Annotated in this window: 9 protein-coding genes; 5 read left to right on the plus strand and 4 right to left on the minus strand. The window is 70.7% G+C overall.

The window, feature by feature from the left end:
- The first annotated feature begins 189 nt into the window (after positions 1-189).
- The 3 genes from QNJ12_RS05210 (at position 190) to QNJ12_RS05220 (ending at position 2,090) form a co-directional block, all read left to right on the plus strand.
- Complete coding sequence (locus tag QNJ12_RS05210) at positions 190-1,125, plus strand: hypothetical protein (RefSeq protein ID WP_300619788.1); 936 nt, start codon at positions 190-192, stop codon at positions 1,123-1,125.
- A 96-nt stretch (positions 1,126-1,221) separates the two neighbouring features.
- Positions 1,222-1,686, plus strand: coding sequence for a DUF5990 family protein (locus tag QNJ12_RS05215; protein WP_300619791.1), 465 nt, complete (start codon positions 1,222-1,224; stop codon positions 1,684-1,686).
- Positions 1,683-2,090, plus strand: coding sequence for a hypothetical protein (locus QNJ12_RS05220; RefSeq protein ID WP_300619794.1), 408 nt, complete (start codon positions 1,683-1,685; stop codon positions 2,088-2,090). The genes QNJ12_RS05215 and QNJ12_RS05220 overlap by 4 nt, the downstream gene beginning before the upstream one ends.
- A gap of 152 nt (positions 2,091-2,242) precedes the next feature.
- Here the strand turns inward: QNJ12_RS05220 and QNJ12_RS05225 are convergent, their stop codons facing one another.
- From QNJ12_RS05225 to QNJ12_RS05240, 4 genes are all read right to left on the minus strand, one after another.
- Positions 2,243-4,054, minus strand: coding sequence for a PASTA domain-containing protein (locus QNJ12_RS05225; RefSeq protein ID WP_300619797.1), 1,812 nt, complete (start codon positions 4,052-4,054; stop codon positions 2,243-2,245).
- 81 nt (positions 4,055-4,135) lie between these two features.
- The gene (locus QNJ12_RS05230) at positions 4,136-7,276 is read right to left on the minus strand and encodes a BTAD domain-containing putative transcriptional regulator (protein WP_300619812.1); all 3,141 of its coding nucleotides are present in this window, start codon (positions 7,274-7,276) and stop codon (positions 4,136-4,138) included.
- The gene (locus tag QNJ12_RS05235; protein WP_300619800.1) at positions 7,191-10,943 is read right to left on the minus strand and encodes a hypothetical protein; all 3,753 of its coding nucleotides are present in this window, start codon (positions 10,941-10,943) and stop codon (positions 7,191-7,193) included. Before QNJ12_RS05235 ends, QNJ12_RS05230 begins: the two co-directional genes overlap by 86 nt.
- Positions 10,940-13,963 carry a hypothetical protein gene (locus QNJ12_RS05240; RefSeq protein WP_300619803.1) on the minus strand — a complete coding sequence of 1,008 codons (3,024 nt, stop codon included), beginning with the start codon at positions 13,961-13,963 and terminating at the stop codon, positions 10,940-10,942. The genes QNJ12_RS05235 and QNJ12_RS05240 overlap by 4 nt, the downstream gene beginning before the upstream one ends.
- Before the next feature lie 62 nt (positions 13,964-14,025).
- Between QNJ12_RS05240 and QNJ12_RS05245 the strand changes: the two genes are divergently transcribed.
- On the plus strand, positions 14,026-16,812 hold the full coding sequence (locus tag QNJ12_RS05245) for a hypothetical protein (RefSeq protein WP_300619806.1): 2,787 nt from the start codon (positions 14,026-14,028) through the stop codon (positions 16,810-16,812).
- 261 nt (positions 16,813-17,073) lie between these two features.
- The coding region (locus QNJ12_RS05250) for a hypothetical protein (RefSeq protein ID WP_300619809.1) at positions 17,074-19,460 on the plus strand (2,387 nt) is incomplete at its 3' end.

The following is a 19,460-nucleotide window of genomic DNA, read 5'->3' on the forward strand; positions in this document are numbered from 1 at the left end:
GAGCACTTTGTGCCAGGTCTGGGGCGCTTGATGCTCTGGACGGACATGAGGTACTTCCACGATTCCAGCAATCCGATCCGACCCACCGTCCGTTGGGGCGCTGTCGCTGCAGTCGCTGGCGCGCTAGCAGCCGGACTGACCACCAGCGCTGTGCGAGTCGATGCCGCACCGAGAGACGATTCATACGACGTGTCCACACGAAAGGAAGACCGTGACGCGTCGCGGCGCTCGCCGATCGTCTACGACGCCGACCGGAGGGAAATCGTCGTCCATGGGGACGGCAACGCGACGACCAAGGGTTCGGCGATCAGGGTGTTCGGCAACGAGGAGTACCCCTGGACCTCGATCCTCAGGATCAACCTCGTGATTCTCGAGGACGGCGACACGACCCACATCGGTGAGGACTTCCCGATGTTCGATCCCAACGGCACGAGCCTCGTCGATTCCCTCCGGTACGAGGGCGACTCCGGCATCGACCAGTTCTCGAACTACACCGACCTCCGCCTCACAGCGAACGGTCGGCAGGGCGACGACTTCTTCCTCGGCGGTGGCGCCGCCGACGACCTCAGCGGCGGCGACGGCGACGACACGATCTACGGAGGCGGCGGTCCTGACGTGATCCTCGGCGGCTACGACGACGACCTGCTGCGCGGCGACGACGGCGACGACGTCGTCGACGGCTCCTACGGCGACGACGAAGTGGACGGGGGCGCCGACGACGACGTGCTCGACGGCGGCAGCGGCGACGACGTCCTCCGGGGCCGCGGTGGTGACGACGAGATGTTCCCGGGGCCCGGCAGCGACCGTTCGTTCGCGGGCAGCGGCGACGACCTGATCGAGGAGGAGTCACCGCAGGGCCCCGACCTGAACCTGCTGTGCGGGCATGACGGCGCCGACGTCCTCATCGCCAGCGACGGCGGCGGCACGATCAACGAGATCGACACCGAACTCAGCGTCGGCCAGGGCGGGGGCAACGACGGGATCGGCGACATCGTCGACGTCAGCGACTACAGCTTCGAGGGCTTCCACGTCTTCGACTACGACCCGAACAACACCTTCATCCACGTCAACGGCACGCTCCTCCTCGGGGGCGATCTCCCGCCGAACTCCTCTGTCGACTGCTAGTGCCGTGACCAGCCGAACGAGTGTGGGTCGTCGTGCGCCGGCCGTCCGGCGATATGGGCGGTCCGTGATGAGTGCCGTGGTGACAGAGTGTGATCGATGCGCATGTCGATCATCGGGTTCAATCCTCCGGGGAAGGAGTTCTGTCGGCCCGATGGATCGCCGATGGTCAACGTGCACGTCGGCGTACAGCGCCGCCGCGATCCCGACGCGCTGGTGCGTGCCGATTCGACTGACGCCCGCTGGGATGTCGATGTGGATGTCGTTGGAGACGACGCAGACATCGACTTTCGGGGGCCGGTTGTCCAAGGCAAGCGCGGCGACCGTTTCGTCTACTTGATCTGGGGAGAGGTCCACTCGGGCGGCGAGTTCGAGATGTTCCGTCGCGCGAAGCTGATGCTGAACCGGATCGATCGCGACGTCCTTGCCAGAGCGCGCGTCGTGGATCACATCGCAGTTCGGGTCGACATGACCGGCGACGACGGTGGTCCCCGCTGTGCCCGAGTTGACCCTCCGGCGATCGAGTGGTCGGTCCCAGGAGCGGCTGACGCCGGCTCGGGGTGAGATCGCTGTTCGACCTGCGAGCGCTCTTCGTGGCGGTGGACACCGAACGACGGCACCGTCAACTGAGCTGGGCGATGCTCGCGCGACAGGTCGGCGTGGCCGCTTCGACGATGCGACGATACGAGGAGGCCGACGACGCTGAAGCCGATGGCGTGCTTGCGGTTCTTCGGTGGCTGCGCGTGGTCCCGGAGGACTACGTCGCCGGTGATGCGGTGAACGGCGACGTGCTCCCCGACGATGGTCATGGGTACATCCGCGTCGACATGGAGTTGGTGGCTGCCGCGAGCGGTGACGGTTCGGGCAGAGCGACCGAGCGTCGCCGCACGACCATCCAACGACTCGTCGCCGTGGCCCAGGGATCGGGCAACACCATTCGGTCGCTCACGAAGTACAGCGAGGTGTAGCCGCTCGCCATGGTCCCACCGATGTGCAGATCCGGCTCGTCTTCGATGCGGGACTCGGTCCGCCGCTGCTCTGCCCTCGGTGTGGTCGCTCGTCGGCCAGGAGGACGTCATCGAACGTGGCACGGCCGGCCGGGCGCGGCAGCGGGCGGGACCTACGGCGTCGGGACGAAGTCGACGATGCCGTCGGGATCGATCCGGGTGAGGTCCGAGGTCAGTTCGGGACGGACCTCGAGCAACGACGTGGTGAGCTCGGGGTCGAGGACGACCACCTCGAGCAGTCCCGTCGTGGTCACCGCGCTCCGCTCGGCCCGGAAGAAGTCGGTGGTGATCTTGTCGGACCGGCTGTCTCCCTCGGCGTAGGCATCGAATCGCTCGACGACGAGCAGCTCGCCGGCCAGCTCGGCCCGCAGCGTCGTCGTCTTGAAGGCGAACTCGTAGATCCCGACGAGCCGATCGTCGTCGAACGTCGCGTCCACCTCACCCCAGTCGCAGTCCGACGGTGAGCAGCTACCGAAGCCGTTGATGGTCGCGCCGCCACCGTCGGTCGCAATCACGAGCCGGGTCATCCCCCTGGTCTCTGCGTCGATGTTCACCCAGGTGCCGGCGTAGTGGTCGATCGTGGGGCCGCTGGAGATCGTCATGGTGAGCTCGGCGGCCCGCTCCCCCTCGCCGGGGTCCTGCGCGACCACGATGCCGGCCGGCTGGGGCGCCGCCTGGTCAACGACCGTGGCACCGATGCCGGCGCCGGCCAGCTCGGCCTCGGCCGCCGCCTGTTCCAGGCCGACCACCAGGGGGACGACGGGGAGGCCCGGTCCGACCGACACCACCAACTCGACCACATCGGACCGCTCGCCACCGCGCGGCGTCTGGTCGACCACGGTGCCGGCGCTGCTCGGGGACTCCTCCTCGCGCTCGGAGACGGTCACCTCCGCTGGCATTCGGGCGCGGGCGTCGGCGATGGCTTCGCCCGTGACGTCGGGGATCACCGGGAGCTCACGTCCGCTGGAAACGAACAGCACCGCAGACCCGGTCTCGACACCCGGTTCGGGGAACTGCCCGAACACGATGCCTCGGTCCTCGTCGCTGCCCGACTCCTCGAGGGTGGAGACGATGCCGGCCCCCTCGAGCTGCGCGACGGCGTCGGCGCTCACCAGCCCGACCACGTTCGGCATGTCCGGCGGTGGCGGGCCGAGCGACACGACCAACTCGACGACCGTCGCCCGTTCGCCGGCGACCGGGTCCTGGCCGATGACCACCCCGGCCTCCTGCTCGGACTCCTCGGTCTCGATCGAGACCTCGATACCCAGGTCGTTCATGATCTGGACGGCCTGCACCTCGGTGAAGTCGACCACGCCGGGCACGCGCGGGTCGTCCGGGTCCGCCTGTTCGTCACCGCCGAGCACCAGCCAACCGACGACGACGGCCGCCACGAGCGCGAGCACGAAGAGCCAGGCCAGGGGTGAACGCATCGCCGACCCGACACGATCGATGAAGCTCGGCGGCGGTGGTTCGCCCTGGATCGCGACCGTGAGTCGCTCCATGTCGCCACGGAACCGGGTCTGGCTCACCTCGACCGCCTGCCGGAGCGACAGCGCAGCGAGGTCGGGCGGCAGCTGATCGGCGGGGGGCATCTCGGCACCGCCCACCAGCACCGGCACCACCCGGACGTCGTCGGCGGCCAACCCGGCCGCGATCTCGCTGCGGAGGTAGTCGCCCTCGTTGGCGAGGCGCCGGTTGCCGTCTGCGTCGGTGGCGTCGAGCCATCGGGGCCCGATGACTGCGATGAGCACCTCGATCCTCCGCAGCCGGTTGCGGAGGACCTCGCTGAAGTCGTCGCCCGGTTCGATGTCGTCGACGTCGATGAACACCTGGTCCGCGCCGAGCACCTGCGACAGGTGGTCGGCGATGCGACCGGTCCACCCGGCGCTGTCCTCTCTCCGGTAGCTGATGAATACCTTCGCCACGGCCCCTCCGACCACCAGGTTAGAGACCTGGCGAATCCGCGTCGGCCGGATTTGCGACCGGAGCTCCCTCGGGAGCCAGCGTCAACCGGTCGCAGCGTCGATCAGGCGCTGGCTCGCGGCCTCTGGTGGGACGTCGAGTTCGTCGAGCACCGTCTGGAGCCGCCGGGCAGCCGCAGCGGCCAGGTCGCGGTCACCCCGCTGGAGGTGGGCGGCGATGAGGTGCTGGTGCGCGATCTCGCCCCAGGGGTCGAGCTCGATCGCCTGCGTGGCGTGGCGAACTCCGGCCTCGAGCCGGTCGAGCTCGAGGTCGAGCGCGGCGGCCTGCGCACACGCCCGGGCGGCGAGCAGGGTCAGACGCTCGGCCTCCCGGTCGAACCAGTCGCCGTCCCGGGTGTCGGCGAGCGGCGGGCCCGCGACGAGGTCGACGGCGCGGGTCAGGAGATCGCACGCCACCGTGGTCGCACCCGCCCGGGCCGCGGCCCCCGCCTCGTCGACCAGGTGCTGGAACGCGCCGACATCCGTCGTCACGGCCGGCGCCAGCGACAGCAGCCCGTTGGCGTCGACGACGATCCGCTCGTCGTCGCTCGAGATGCGTCCGAGGTAGCTGAGGTTCACGCGCAGGTTCGAGGTCGCACGCGACTCGTCGAGGTGGTCCCAGAGCATCGCCGCGAGCTCGCGACGGCTGATCGGCCCGGCCATCGCGATCGCCGCCAGCAGCTCCCTGACCCGCCGGCGGGCCAGTTCGGGGTGGCGCTCCCCCGCGTCGCCGATGTCGACGCCGACCGGGCCGAGCAGCCGAACGACCACCTCGTCGCGATCGGGTGGAGCGGCGCCGGCGAACAGCTTCGTGGCGGCGGCCCGCAGCTCGGGGGCGAGATGGACCCGCACCTCGTCGCGGACGGCACGCTCGGCGACATCGAGCAGGTGGCCGGCCAGCTCGACCGCCTGCGGATGGCCGAGCGTCGCGCCCCGGCACGCCAGCTCGACCGCCCAGGGCACGGGCAGGGCGCACATCACGACCGCCGGGTCGGGCCAGGCAGCGCCGGCGTCGCCGCGGCGCACGGCATCGAGCGTGTCCGAGAGGGCGAGCATCTCCTGCTGCCACGGGCCGAGATCGATCGACCGGATGACTGCGCGCTCGTCGTCGGTGACGAGCTGGTCGACGAGCGCCGGGAGGCGGAGCGCGACGCGGCTACCGAGCGGCGACGTCAGCGGGTGCACGTCGAGGAACTCCCGGAGCGCGGCCCGGGCGGTGTCCGGGTGGTGGTCGGCGACGGCGTACGCCGCCCGCGCCCACGCGACGAAGCCGAGCAGCTCTGGTTGCACACCGGCCCGAAGGCAGGCCTCGGCGGCACCGATGTTGCGCGCCGCGAGGTCGAGTCGGCCCGCGAACGCCTGCATCGCACCGAAGAACGTACCGATCCAGATCCGGTCGATCAGCGAGGTGCTCTCGACGCTCTCGGCGATCGGCAGCCGGTCCAGCACCTCGGTCTCGACGCCGAGGTGCCACGCCGCCGAACGCGCAGCGCACCAGCCGCCCACGTAGCCGGGCGAGCCGAGCGCCGTCGACCGCTTGGCGGCGGCGAGCGCCTCTCGGGGGCGGCCGAGGAGCAGCAGGTTGTTGCAGCGGGTGAACTCGACGAGCGCCATCCAGCCGTCGGGGAGGTCGCCCGGCCGGATCTCGTCGAGCGCCGCCAACCCGGCCTTCGCGTCGCCGAGCTGCTCGGCGACGCCCGCCCGTGCGAACGCGGCGAGCGGGCGGGCCTCGCCGTGCCCCAGCGCCTCGAGCTCGAACAGGCGGGTGATCACGGCCATCAGCTCGTTCGGGGCGCCGCGGGACCGGAGGACGAACGCCAGCTCGCTCATCGCGACGACCTCGCAGCCGATCACGCCGAGCTCGCGGAACTCGAGCCATGACTGGGTGAGCAGCCGCTGCGTCTCCTCGCTGAACGGGTTCGCCGCCCGGGTCGAGATCGCAACCAGCAGCCGCCCCTCGGGTGTCTCGGCGAACTGGTCGGGCGCCAGCTCGAGCCACTGGTCGATGACGTCGATCTGGAGAGCGATGTGGCCGAGCCGACTCACGTCGCGGATGACCTCGGCGAGCTGGAAGGCGTCACCGGCGCGGGCGGCCGCTCGCACCGCGAGGTCGTGCTGCCCCTGGCTGCGGCGCGCGTCGGCGATCTGGTGGAGCAGCTCGGTGGCCCGGTCGGGAAGCAGGTGGCGCTCGACCACGGGCGTCCACAGCTCGTGAGGGGTCAACGTGCCGTCACCGTCGATGGCGACCATCGGCACGGCGGCGGCGATGTCGTGCGGGTCGCCGGTGTACCCCACCACCGTGCGCAACAGCCACGGTTCGGCGTGCTGCGCCAGCACGGCGCAGGTCAGGACGTCCAGCGTCTTCGGGTCGAGCCCGGAGATCACCTCCTCGGAGAGGAAGTCGAGCGCGCCCCGCTTGCCGGCGATGACGGTGAGCGCAACGAGCGCCGGCCAGCCCGCCGCCGACGAGAGGGTGTCGACCGGGAGCCGGTGGCGTTCGGCCAGCTCGGCCAGCTCGGCGCCGTCGTAGGCGAGGTCGGATTCGTCGAGGTCGACCACGTGGCCGGCGGCGCGCGCCCGCGCCAGCGGGAGTGGGATGCGGCGCCGCGAGGCGAGCACGAGGTGGACCTGCGGCGGCAGGCGGGACGCCAGCTCGCGGAGTGCGTCGACGCCGTCGCTGTCGTCGCCGAGCTCGTGGAGGTCGTCGATGACGAGGCACGTGGGCTCGCCGAGGGCGTCGAGGACCGCCATCAGCCCGTCGACGTCGTCGGCCGTCGCACCCAGCGCAGTGGCGACCTCGTCGACGAGATGGGACGCGGCCCGGCTCGACGGACCGAGCGCAATGACGTGGTCCCGTCCGGCGGCGCCGGCGTGTCGGTGGCCCCGCACGGCCTGGGCGATCGCGGTGGACTTCCCGAAGCCGGCGCCGGCGGTGAGACAGACGATCTGCCGCTCCCACCGCTGGGCCAGCAGCTGGATCAGCCGTGTGCGCTCCAGGGCATCGGGGACGACATCGAATTCGGAAGGATGGTGTACTGCGTCGATCCGCTCATTGCAGCACAGGAGCGGCGGGGGCGCCCATCCGAATTCGGCAGTCGATTCAGAGCCAGGAGGCGGGGATCTCGAAGGTCTCGACGTAGACGACCCGTTCTCCGTCGACGATCGTTCCGTCGTCGTCGATCTCAGTCGGCTCGCGCTCTTCCAAAACGAGCCGCAGGGGCGTCGTGGTCGGCGGGAGGGCGATCCCCGCCACCCACCGGTCGACACCGAGCATGGATCTGAGGTCGAGGAGCCGGTCGGGCAGCAGCTCGGCCCATCCGAGATCGACGTCGGCGACGGCCGGGTCGGCCTGCTCGATGCGGGCGTACATCGGGTTGCCGACGCCGCGGCCGGAGGCGACGACGCGCAGCGTTCCCGAGCGCGGCCGGAGTCGGACCTGCCGGGTGACACCGAGTCGGAGCGGCTCGGACTGGTGGATCGGCCCGAGATGGGCGCCGTCGATCGAGTCCCGCTGGAACCGGGCGAGCGCCAGCGTCACCCACTGGCGGTACCCCAACGGAGGCTCGATCGTGATGTCGCAGTACCACTCCTTGCGAGCGGGGTCGTACTCGACATCGTGGGCGGCGACGTCGAGTCCGGTGCCGTCGACGTCCGTCATCACGTGGGTGGCGCGCGTGAAGTCGGCGGTGCTCGGCGGGTCGACGACGAGGTCGGTCGTCAGCGGGTCACGACCCCACCGGGTCATGTCGGTCACCTCGCCGGCGGCGGCGGGCTGGATGACGACCGCCAGCTGCTCGCCGTCTCCGGTGATGCACCACGGCCGGTCGAGGTACACGCGGAACGTCTGACCCCAGTGGCGCAGCCGGGTCGCCGACTGGGTGTCCCACCGCCGTCGCTCGGCCGACGGCATGATCCGCTTGACCTGCACGGCGGCCGGCGGCGCCGAGTTCGGCACGACGAGGTGCACCTTCTCGACACCGCCCTCGGTGGAGAACCGGCTGATCGGGAGCGGGATGTACTCGACGGTCACCGGTGTCGCCGGCGGCGCGCCACCGCCCGGGATCCGGGCGATCGTGCCGTTGACGGGGTCGGCGCTGTACTGCACGCCCTCCTGGTAGAGCTCGCCGGTGGCCGTGTTGCGGACGAGGAAGTTCGTGCTGGTGAACCCGCGGCTGTCGACGGTCTGGCCGGCGTTGACGAGCGTGATCTCGACCTGCTCTGCGAAGTAGCGGCTGAACCGGCTCAGCGCCTCGGCGTCGATGAACACGTCGTGGCGACGCGTGTCGTGGAGGTCGATCTGGGTGTCGGTGAAGACGAGCGGCGAGCTCGCCGGCACGTCGTACGTGCCGATCACCCGGTGGGTGGTGACCGAGATCGGCGCCGGTTGGGTGAGGTCGTCGATCTTGTCGGTCCACTCGCCGGTCACGACGATCGAGCCGGTGACCTTGTCGTCGAAGGCGACCTCGCCGGAGAAGGCCGCCTCGACGGCACCGATGAACGGCCGGTCGGCCGACGGCGTGTCGACCGTGTCCGCGATGACCGGGATCGTCAGCGGTTGCCTGACGGCGTGCACCAGGCGGACGCTCGTCCGCGACGAGGTCATCCAGTGGCGGCCCGACTGCATCGTTGCAGCGATCCCCGGTTGCAGCGGAACGGGCTGGTTGTTGTGCACGTAGAAGTCGCCGACGAGGTCGCCGCGCACTGCGCAGCTGAGCTCGGTCGCGATGTCGCAGCCCTTCGGGACCCAGACCGTGAGATCGTCGAGCGACGCCAGGTCGACGACCGGTGCCTCGTTGCCGGCCCGCACCTTGAGGCGCGTCCCGACGTGCTCGGGCCACCCTCCGTCGAGCGGCACGATCGTCGTGCCGGCGGCACCGGGCAGTCCCTCGAACGCGAGTCCCGACGCGGCGGGGTCGGTGAGGTACGGGATCGCCGGCGGCGCGTCGCCCGGTCCGGTGATCGAGATCAGCTCGTCGTTGGTGGCGTCGTAGGTGCACAGGTCGGTCGGCGACCGGCTGTCGCGCGTCGCGAGCTCGGTGTACGAGGCCGGGTCGATCCCGTCCCCCGAGAGCGGGTAGCCGTGCAGCTCGAGCCGGGCCTGGGCGATCGCCGGGGGCAGGATCATGCGTGTCGTCGGTGACACGGTCGCATCGTCCTGGTCCCACTCGCTCTTCAGCACGATCACAGCCGTGGCGTCACCCCAGCCCGGCACCGGCCGCAGCTCTTCGCGCACGAGCACCGGGACCGGGATCGGCGAGAGCCGGCCGTAGGTCGCGAGATTCGAGATCAGCGCAGCGTCGCTGACACCGTTGGCGACCGTGATCGAGTTCCCGGCCAGGTCGACGACGCGCCCGCGGACCTCGTACTGCGACCCGTAGCGCAGCCGCGGCAGCGTCAGCGGCACGGCGAAGTAGTCGACGGCGAAGCTCACCGGCGACGCCGTCCCGGCCGACGAGCCGGCGGGGCGGTCGGCGGGCTGGCCGTCCTTGTCGAGCATCCGGCCCGGCTCGCCGGCGACGAGGCTCCAGCCCTGCCAGCGGAACACGTTCTGGTCGATCCAGTAGTTGGTGAACTCGCCGACCTCCTCGCCGATCGGGCCGAACGAGCGCTGGGTGTTGGTGAACAGCATCTCGGTCTGCCACCCCTCGTCCGGACCGGGCTCGTGCACGAGCGCGCTGCCGGGGAACTCGTAGCCCGGCGACGTCGCGTCGCGCTGCCAAGGCGACAACCAGTCCTTCGAGTCGTCTCGGCGCAGGTCGTAGCGGTACCCGACCACGATGTCCTCGGACCACAGCTCGGTCTCGGTCGTCGCCACCTCCCACTGCCGTTCGAGACGAGCCAGCAGGTTCACCGCCTTGTCCTCGTCGAGCAGGCTGAGACCCGCCTCGGGGATCGGCGGGAGGCCGATCTCCTCCGGGCTGCCGGACTGCACGTCGGCGACGACGTCGAGCAGCTCGATCGCGGCGGCCATCCCGTCGACGGCGGTCAGGTAGCCGGGGTCGAGTTGCATCCGGTCCTTGTGCTCGGTGAGCGTCACGCCGACGAGCTCCGGGTGTGCCTGGGTGTTGGGCGCCGGGTTCGGGTTGGGCAAGGCGCGGAACGTGCTGTCGACGTGCGTGTTGAACTCGCGGACGTCGCTGAGCAGCGGGGCGTCGACCGACACGACCGACGGCAAGGCCGGTGGCATGTCGATCTCGAGGTCGACGACGAGACCGAGCAGCCGCATCAGCTCGGGGTGCGCGCTCATGTAGGTCTGGGCGCGATGGAAGTCGAAGTCGGTGAGCTCCGAGCCGTCGTAGTCGTCGTTGGACAGCACCGGGTCGTCGGGCCCGAGCGCGTCCGGCTGGAGTGCGGTCTTGGCCTGGCCGAGCTCGGCGCTCCCGAAGAAGTCGGCCGCGGCGCCGAGCGCTGCGAGGTCGGCGCCAGACGGGAGCTGGGCGCCGTTGCGGCCGAGCTGGAGGTACATCTCCTCGAGCTTCTTCGCCAGCTCGACCTGATCGACGCGATGGGGCAGCCCCAGCAGCCGGCGGTCGATGGCCCGCCACGGCCGGACGTCGATCTGCGGGTCGTTGGTGGGCGGCAGCGGGTCGCCGAACAGCGCCGTCCACGCGGTCGGCGACGGGGGTGCCGACACGGTGGTGACGTTGGCGGCACCGACGAGCGCTCCGTCGAACCGCACGCGGAGGTTGGCGGCGTTGAGCGTGTTCGGCCAGATGCGGTAGTCGGCGAACTGTCGCAGCGGCGTGACGACGGCAGGCGTGAGCCGGATGTTGATGAAGACCGACAGCTGCAGCTTGGGAGCAGCGACACCCGTGATGCCGTGCGGGCAAGGGACCAGCAACACGTCGGTCATGCGAACGCTCCCGTGTACTCGTTCCAGTCGTCCTGGGTCATCCGCTGACCGAACCCGTCGGTCCCGCTTGCGGAGAGCAGCCCTGGTGCCGGCTCGCCACTTCGCAGCGCCTGGCCGCGGAACCCGCTGCCGGCTCCGTCGCCGAGGCTGACCGTCGTGCCGCCGATCGGCAGCGAGCCGCTGTCGCTCAGCGGTCCGACCGAGGCCGACCAGATGATCGTGCCCGTGATCTTGACGTTCTGGGCGATCTCCTTGTATTTCACCGTCGCCTGGAGTCGCATCGTGACCTCGGCGATGCCGAGCACGTTGATCTTGCCCTCGATCCAGACCGCGCCGATGAACGTGACGTTGCCGTCCTTCAGCTCGAAGAACGCCGAGATCCCGAGCGTGACGCTCGCCTCGACGATGATCAGGTCGAGGCCGAACAGCTTCATGCTCATCTCGACCGAGACCGCCACGCGCCGCAGTCCGTACTCCGGTGAGACCTCGACGATCATGTAGAACTTGCCGGTGAAGCCCATCACGGTGACCGTCACCGGGGAGGGCTTCTTGCCGACGTTGAGGCGCACCTCCGGCAGCCCGTCGCCGTTGCTGCCACCGGAGCCGAACGGGAACTCGCCGCCCAGGCCGACCGAGAAGTTGCGGATCGAGACGACACCGAGGTTGATGGTGGGCAACGGGATCTCGACGGAGAGGTCGAGCGCTTCGGGGGTGATGTCGATCGCGAAGTTCTTCCCAGTCGTCTTCGCGAGGTTGACGATCGGCTGGAGCAGTTCGAGGATCCCGGCGAACCGCCAGGTGCGGAGGTCGAGGTCGAAGTCGGTCGGCCCGTCGGACGGCTCGACGACGCGCAGCTGCTCGAACTCGAGCTCGACGAGCGGCACGAACGGGGGTACCTCCAGCGTGAAGCCGCGGACCGTCAGGTCGATCGTGCTGGTCGGCGCCTTGCCGCCGGTCAGCCAGGCGCACGTGATCACCTTCACGGACACGCTGCCCGGCGCTGACAACCCGAACGCCGGGATGCCGTTGACGTCGGTCGGCTCATAGAGGAGCGTCGCGGTGATCTTGTCGCCGTCGACCTCGGTGAGCACGGTCGGCACGTTCACGCCGAGGTCGAAGTCGATCTCGGCGACGACGTTGAAGAGCTCTTGGAGCAGGACCCCGCCGAGGAAGCGAGCGACGTCGCCGAACGCCTCGGCCGGATCCCACTCGGGCGCGCCGACCGTGATGTCGGGTCCGGCGCCGAGGGTCTGGTTGAGGACCGATGCGTCCATCTCGACGACCATCAACGCCTTCGCGTCCTCGCCGAACGAGAACGGCTGTGGTTGGTCGAGCTGCAGGAAGGCGAGGTCGGGGTTGCCGACAGGGTCGAGACCGTCGGTGAGCCAGCGCGGCGGGAACGTCACGTCGAACGGCTCGATCGGTGCACCGCTCACGGTGTTGAGGGTGTCGTCGGCGATGCGGGCGGTCTCGACCACCGGGAAGAACGCCGGCCGGTTCTCGGCCCGGAGCTGGGCGTCGGTCGGTGATCCGGTGGGCGACCCCAGCGAGAAGAGGATGCGGTGGGTCTGCTTGCTCGTCAGGCCCGAGCCCGCCGTGCTCTCGGGCGCCCAGGCGACCAGTGCGCCGCCGATCTCGGGGACGTCGCGGCCGGCCTCGGTCACGCCGTTCTGGTAATGGGCGACGAGGCCGCTGCCGCCGGAGCCGGTGGCGAAGTTCCAGTCCACGTACCGGGCCGGGAGGTCGAACGAGATCGGGTCGTTGCCGACGTGGTCGGTGGCGGTGTAGGTCAGGATCAGGTCGGTGTTGCTCCCCGGCGCATCCGTGACGCCCCACGCCTCGTCGACGTTGCAGTTGACGATCGCGCGCTTGTCCACCGGCGCCCATGGCGGCGAGTCGACGGTGACCGACGCGAACGGGAAGCCGCGCCCGTCGTCGGGGTTGAACGGGCTCTGCGCGCTGTCGGGGAACTCGACGGTCGGCTGCGTCACGATCAGGTAGGTCTCCTCGACGAGCACGTAGGAGAGCCCGCCACCGGAGTCGGCCTTGAGCTGGCGCTCCTGCACGGTCACCCACGACGCCGGATGGCCGAACGGGGCGAGGTAGCCGCGCTCGGCGATCTCGATGTGCACGTCGCGGCCGCCGTTGATGCGCTGCACCCAGCGGCTGATCGCACCCGCGTCCCAGTTGCCCTCGATGTCGGCGAACGCGCCGGCGAGCGACAGCCAGAGGCGGTGGGCGAGCGCCGGCGCGTAGTCGGGGTTGGTGGGATCGGTCAGCGCCACGATGTCGTCGCGGTTCTGCGCGTCGGGCTGGCGCCGCGCCCCGACCGCGGTGTCCGACGACGAGCCGTTGTTGCGAGCCTCGATCTCGGGTGTGCCGGTCGGGTCGAAGAGGCGCGCCATCCACGTCTCGGTGACGTCGCCGCGGGTGACCGGTTGGGTGAGGGCTCTGAACCCGGCGTTGCCGATCGGGGTGATCGTCAGGCCGGCCGGCACGCGGATCGCGGTGAAGTCGGGACCGGGGTTGCCGCTGCCTGCGATCTCGAGCGAGTAGGCGGCCAGGTCGAGCAGGGTGTCGACGTCGAAGTCGAGTGGTGGCACGACGCTGAAGACGAGCCGAGTCGCGGGCGCATCGATGTGACCGCGCGTGTTGTCCGGGTTCGGCGTCCCGTTGGGCCCGAACGCGTTCTCGGCCGTGTGCTGGCTCGGGAAGACCATGCGCATCAGGAACGGGCCGCCGCCGCTCGCGACGAGCTGGCCGGTCGCCTCGTCCAGGTCGAGACCGACGAACTCGAGATCGAGCAGGACCTGGTCGTCGGCGCGCACGAGCCGGCGGGTGAACGTCGCCGGGGTGGCGAAGATCGAGGAGTTACCGCGCAGCAGGTCGAGGACCGACCAGCCGTGCGCAGCGGCGACCAGGGTGACGCCGCCCGCCTTGAGGAAGCGGCGGCGCGTCCAGCCGGTTCCGGCGTCCTCGGGGTGATCGAGACCCCCGCTCACGACAACGTCGTCGGTCACGCCGGGAACGTACGACACGGCGGTTAACGCATCGTTAACCGGGTCCTGCCACGATCGGTCGCGTGATCGGCCGGCGGCGCAGCGCAGCTCTGGTGACGGGCACCATCGTGCTGTCGACGGTGCTCGCTGCCTCGGTGGGACAGGTCGCCGACGCGGCGGGCGACATCGACACGATCGCCGGGCTCGGCATCGCCGACCCGTCGGTGGCGGTCACCGCGGTGCTCGATCACCCCCGCGGCGTCGCCGCGGACCCGACGACCGGCGACTTCTACGTGGCCGACTCCGAGCACCACCGGATCCGCTTCGTCGACGGCGCGACCGGCGACATTGCGACCGTTGCCGGCGGCAACGGCGCCGGCGACACCGGCGACGGCGGGCCCGCGGTCGACGCCGAGCTCGACGGACCGGGCGACGTGGCGATCGACCCGACGACCGGTGACCTGCTCGTCGCCGACACCTTCAACCACGCGATCCGCCGGATCGACGGCGCCGGCGTCATCACGACCGTCGCCGGCGGCAACGGCCCCGGTTCGGGGGGCGACGGCGGGCCCGCGACCGCCGCCCAACTCGAGGCCCCGATGTCGGTGTGGGTCGACGCGGCCGGTGAGCTCTTCATCGCCGACACGTTCAACCACGCGATCCGCCACGTCGACGGCGCCGGCGTCATCACCACGATCGCCGGCGGCAACGGGCCCGGCGACGCCGGTGACGGCGGCGACGCCACGCTCGCCCAGCTCGACGAACCGCACGGGATCGTGGTCGACGGTGGCGATCTCTACATCGCCGACCGCAAGAACCACGCCGTCCGGCTCGTGAGCGGCGGCACGATCGACACCTACGCCGGTGGCAACGGCTTCGGATACGACGGTGACGGCGGCCCGGCGACGGCGGCGCTGTTGCGCAGCCCCGAGGACGTCGGCCTCGTCGCCGGCGAGCTCGTCATCGCGGACGCCCTCAACCATGCGGTCCGCCACGTCGACGGCGCCGGCGTCATCACGACGATCGCCGGCGGGAACGGCCCCGGCGACGGCGTGGGCGACGGCGGCGACCCCCTGCTCGCGCAGCTCGCGCGGCCGGTCGGTCTCGCCACGGGCGAGGACGACACGCTGCTGGTCGTCGATCACGGAAGCAGCCGCGTCCGTTCGGTCGCCGGTGGTTCGATCGACACGGTCGTCGGCGACGACGGCGACGGCGGTCCGGCCGTCGACGCGCAGCTCCGGTACCCGCGCGGGCTGGCGGTCGATCCGGTCACCGGGCAGCTGATCGTCGCCGACTCCGACCACCACGAGGTGCGGCGCGTCACCAGGGGCGGGCTCATCACGTCCGTGGCGGGCGGCAACGGTCCCGGCTACGACGGCGACGGTGCGGCGGCGACCGACGGGCGGCTGCGCGCGCCGACCGGCGTGGCGGTCGATCCCGCCACCGGTGACGTGTACGTCGCCGATCGCGGCAACCACGCGATCCGCATGATCGACGCGACCGGCACCATCACCACCATCGCCGGCGGCAACGGCGAGGGGTCGGCCGGCGACGGCGGCGCGGCGACCGCAGCGATGCTGAGCTCGCCGACCGATGTCGCGATCGATCCGATCACGGGCGACGTGGTGATCGCCGACACCGGCAACCATGCGATCCGGCGCATCGACGGTGCCGGCGTGATCGACACGATCGCCGGTGGCAACGGGTCGGGCTACGCGGGCGACGGCGGCCCGGCCGACGCGGCCCTCGTCCGGCTCTTCGCGCCGGAAGGTCTCGCCTTCCGTACCACCGGCGAGCTGTTGATCGCCGACACGTTCAACCACGCAATCCGCGAGATCGCCCTCGACGGGACGATCGACACCGTCGCCGGCGGCCTCGGACCGGGCTCGAACGGCGCCGACCTCGCGATCAACGCCCTGCTCGACACACCCCGCGGGGTGTCGGTGACCGGCGACGGCGGCTACCTCATCGCCGACACCGCGAACGCGGTGGTCCGGGCCGTGACCGACACCGGCTTCATCTCGATCCTCGCCGGCCAGGTCGGCGAGCACGGGTTCGGCGGCGACGGCGGGGCGGCATCGGATGCGACGATGCGCTATCCCGAGGCGGCGGTCGTCGACGGTGACCACACCTACCTGCTCGACACCGGCAACAGCAGGATCCGGGCGATCGACGAGGGCGTCATGACGTGCAACGGCCTCGACGTCACCGTCGACCTCGGCCTCGGCGAGACCCCGACCAACGGGCCGGACGTGATCCTCGGCACCGCCGACGCCGACGTGATCGACGCGCTCGCCGGCGACGACGTCGTCTGCGGTCTGGCGGGCGACGACACGATCAACGGCGGCGACGGTCGCGACACGATCTTCGGCGACCTCGGCCTCGACACGGTCGACGGCGGGCGCGGCCTCGACACCATCCATGGCGGCCCCGACGACGACGACCTGTACGGCGGCGGGGGCAGCGACAAGCTCTACGGCGAGGACGGCGACGACATCGTGAGGGGCGGCAACGCCAACGACCTCATCGAGGGCGGGCCCGGCGTCGACGAGCTGCGGGGCCAGAACGGGTCGGACACGATCTACGCCAACAGCGCTGCCGACAGCACAACCGTGGATGCCGACACGATCTTCGGGGGCGGGCTCGTCGACGACGCCTTCGGTGACGCCGGCGCCGACGTGCTCTACGGCGGCAACTTCGGCGACGTCTTGTCGGGCAAGTCCGGTGACGACGAGCTCTTCGGCAACAACGGTGCCGATGTGCTGCGCGGCGGCCCGCACCTGATCGGCGACTTCTGCAACGGTGGTTCGATGAACTCGGGGGCGGGCGACAGCGCCTCGGCCTGCGAGACCATCGTCAACGTCCCCTGACGACCCGGTCGCTCACCGACCGTCGAACGCCCTCAGGCGGCGTTCGCGTGCGCGTTGTCGTCTTCGGAACCAGGGTCGTTCACCCACCGTCGACCGCCCTGCGACGGCGTTCGCGCGCGCGTTGTCGTCTTCGGAGCGAAAGGGCCGAACGGCCCTACTTCCAGGGCCGAAAGGGGCGTCTGCTGAGGGGGAAGGCGACAGGGCGCTGGACCACAGGTGGGCGCCCCCTCCCGCGTGGCCCGACGCCTCAGGAGGTGGGTCATGGACGCCGCACGGACCACTGCGGACCGGCGATCGGTGGGTTGGCGCAAGGCAACCGCCCTCACAGGTGGTCGCCGGAAGATCGGTTGGCGAGGCGTCCTCGGGGTCGTCTCGCTCTTCGTCTTTCCGGGCATCGTCGTGCCCCAGGGCACGGCGTCGAGCGTCGGTGAGAGCTTCCGGGCGTCGGTGACGCAGGACTGGGTCGAGGGACACAACTGGACGGCCGGCGCGACGGCGACCGTGTGGGTCGACGACAGCGGTGGCTCCATGAAGGGATCGACGACGACGGTCGTGGCCCCGGACGGCTCGTTCCGGGTCGAGCGCGACCAGCTCGGTGTCGACATCGTGTTCGGCGACGAGGTCGTCGTCACCGACCCGGGCGCCGGCCACTCGGCCGTCATGACGGGTCCGCTCTCGATCGACGTCGTCCGTGACCCTGCGGCGGCGTTCGGCACGTTGCCGAGCGGTGCGACGGTCCAGGTCTACGTGAACGGCTCGGCCTGCGAGTCGTCGGCCTCGGTGGCCGACGGCGACGACGGCACTGTCGACGGCAACTGGAGCTACGACTTCGGCGGCGCATGCCCCGGCGGCCTCGGCTTCTTCGAGCGCGGCGAGGTCGACTTCGGCTGGACGGTCGCGCAGTCGCCGCTGCTCTTCCAGATCGGCGCGTCGCTGGACGAGGAGTGGATCTATGGCACCGGGTTCGCGCCGTTCGGCTCCGCCGACGTGTGGGTGAACGCCGATCCGCTGACCCAACCGCCGACGTTCACGACGCCGCTCGACTTCCTCGGGCGCTTCACCGTCGACAGCGGCCTCGACCTCCAGTCCGGTGACGCCATCACGGTGGACGACGGCGCGATGAACAAGTCGATGATCCTGTCCGGGCCGCTCTCGGTGTTCGTCGACCCGGCGACACCGTTCGTGTACGGCGAACTGCCGGTCGGCGAGGGCGTGCAGACATGGGCATGGGGTTCGGACTGCAACCCCGGCGCATTCGTGCTCGACGGCGATGACGGCGCTGTCGACGGGCTGTGGTCGAAGGACTTCAGCGCCGACTGCCCGACCGGCCTCGGCACCGACCGGGGCGCAGTCGCGCTGCACTTCGACCCGTTCGACGACTTCACGCAGGTGCGGGCTGCCCCACCTCCGCAGATCCGCGCCTCGGTGACCAACCTCTGGGTCGAGGGTGAGGGCCTCGTGCCCGGCGGCACCGTGGACCTGTGGATCAACGCCGACCCGCTCACGGAGCCGCCGACGTACACGCTCGGCCTCGACGGCGACGGGAACTTCTGGCAGGAGCACCCGGTGGTGTTCGGCGACCTGATCATCGCCGACGACGGTACGAACTACCGCGAGCTGCTGCTCGAGGGCCCGCTGTCGATCGACGCCGACCTTGCGGCGCGCACTGCCTCCGGTGAGCTGCCATTCGGCGCGACCGTCCGGGTCGAGATGGGCGGCGAGGACTGCGGCACCGGCACCGACGTCGCCGACGGCGACGACGGCACGGTCGACGGGCTGTGGTCGGTCGACCTGTCCGGCGACTGCACGGGCGGCCTCGGCCCCAACCCGGGCGCCCAGGTCAAGCTGTTCGACGTCGACGGCGACGCCACGGTGGCCGAGCCACCGCCGCCACCGGAGATCCAGGCGAACCCGATGTACGACTGGATCGCGGGCCACGGGCTGGCGCCGAGCACCATCGTCGACATCTGGGTCAACGCCGATCCGCTGACCCAGCCGCCGACCGATTCGGTCGGGACCGACCCGGGTGGGCACTTCCACTTCAACCCGTCGGTCGACCTGATGTTCGGTGACCTGATCATCGCCGACGACGGCGTGAACTACCGCGAGCTCCTGCTCGAGGGGCCGCTGTCGATCCAGGTCGACGGTCCCTCGGCGACCGCATGGGGCGAACTGCCCCTCGGCGCCATCGTGCACGTGGAGATCGGCGGTCAGGACTGCGGTGCCGGACGCGACGTCCACGACGGCGACGACGGCACCGTGGACGGGCTGTGGTTCGTCAATCTGATCGGTGAATGCACGGGTGGGTTGGGCCCCGATGCCGGCGGTCAGGCGTTCCTGTACGACGTCGACGGCGACGCCACCGTGGCAGAGCCGCCGCAGCCGCCGCAGATCCGGGTGTCGGAGACCGGCAACTGGATGGAGGGCCAGGGGTTCGCCCCGAACAGTCCGATCGACATCTGGGTCAACGCCGATCCGGCGCTCGATCCACCGACCGAGGGCACCGGCACGGACCCGAACGGCAACTTCCACTTCGGCTTCGACGTCGACTTGGTGTTCGGTGACTACGTTGCCGCCAGCGACGGCATCATCCTGCGCGAGCTCGTGCTCGAGGGACCGCTGTCGATCAACGCCGACCTCGACCTGCT

This window comes from Ilumatobacter sp. (assembly GCF_030065885.1).
Lineage (GTDB): Bacteria > Actinomycetota > Acidimicrobiia > Acidimicrobiales > Ilumatobacteraceae > Ilumatobacter.

What these genes read in the sequence shown, in the direction of transcription:
- QNJ12_RS05235 (WP_300619800.1), bottom strand. Translation starts at nt 10,943, where the DNA reads ATGACCGACGTGTTGCTGGTCCCTTGCCCGCACGGCATCACGGGTGTC.
- QNJ12_RS05215 (WP_300619791.1), top strand. Translation starts at nt 1,222, where the DNA reads ATGCGCATGTCGATCATCGGGTTCAATCCTCCGGGGAAGGAGTTCTGT.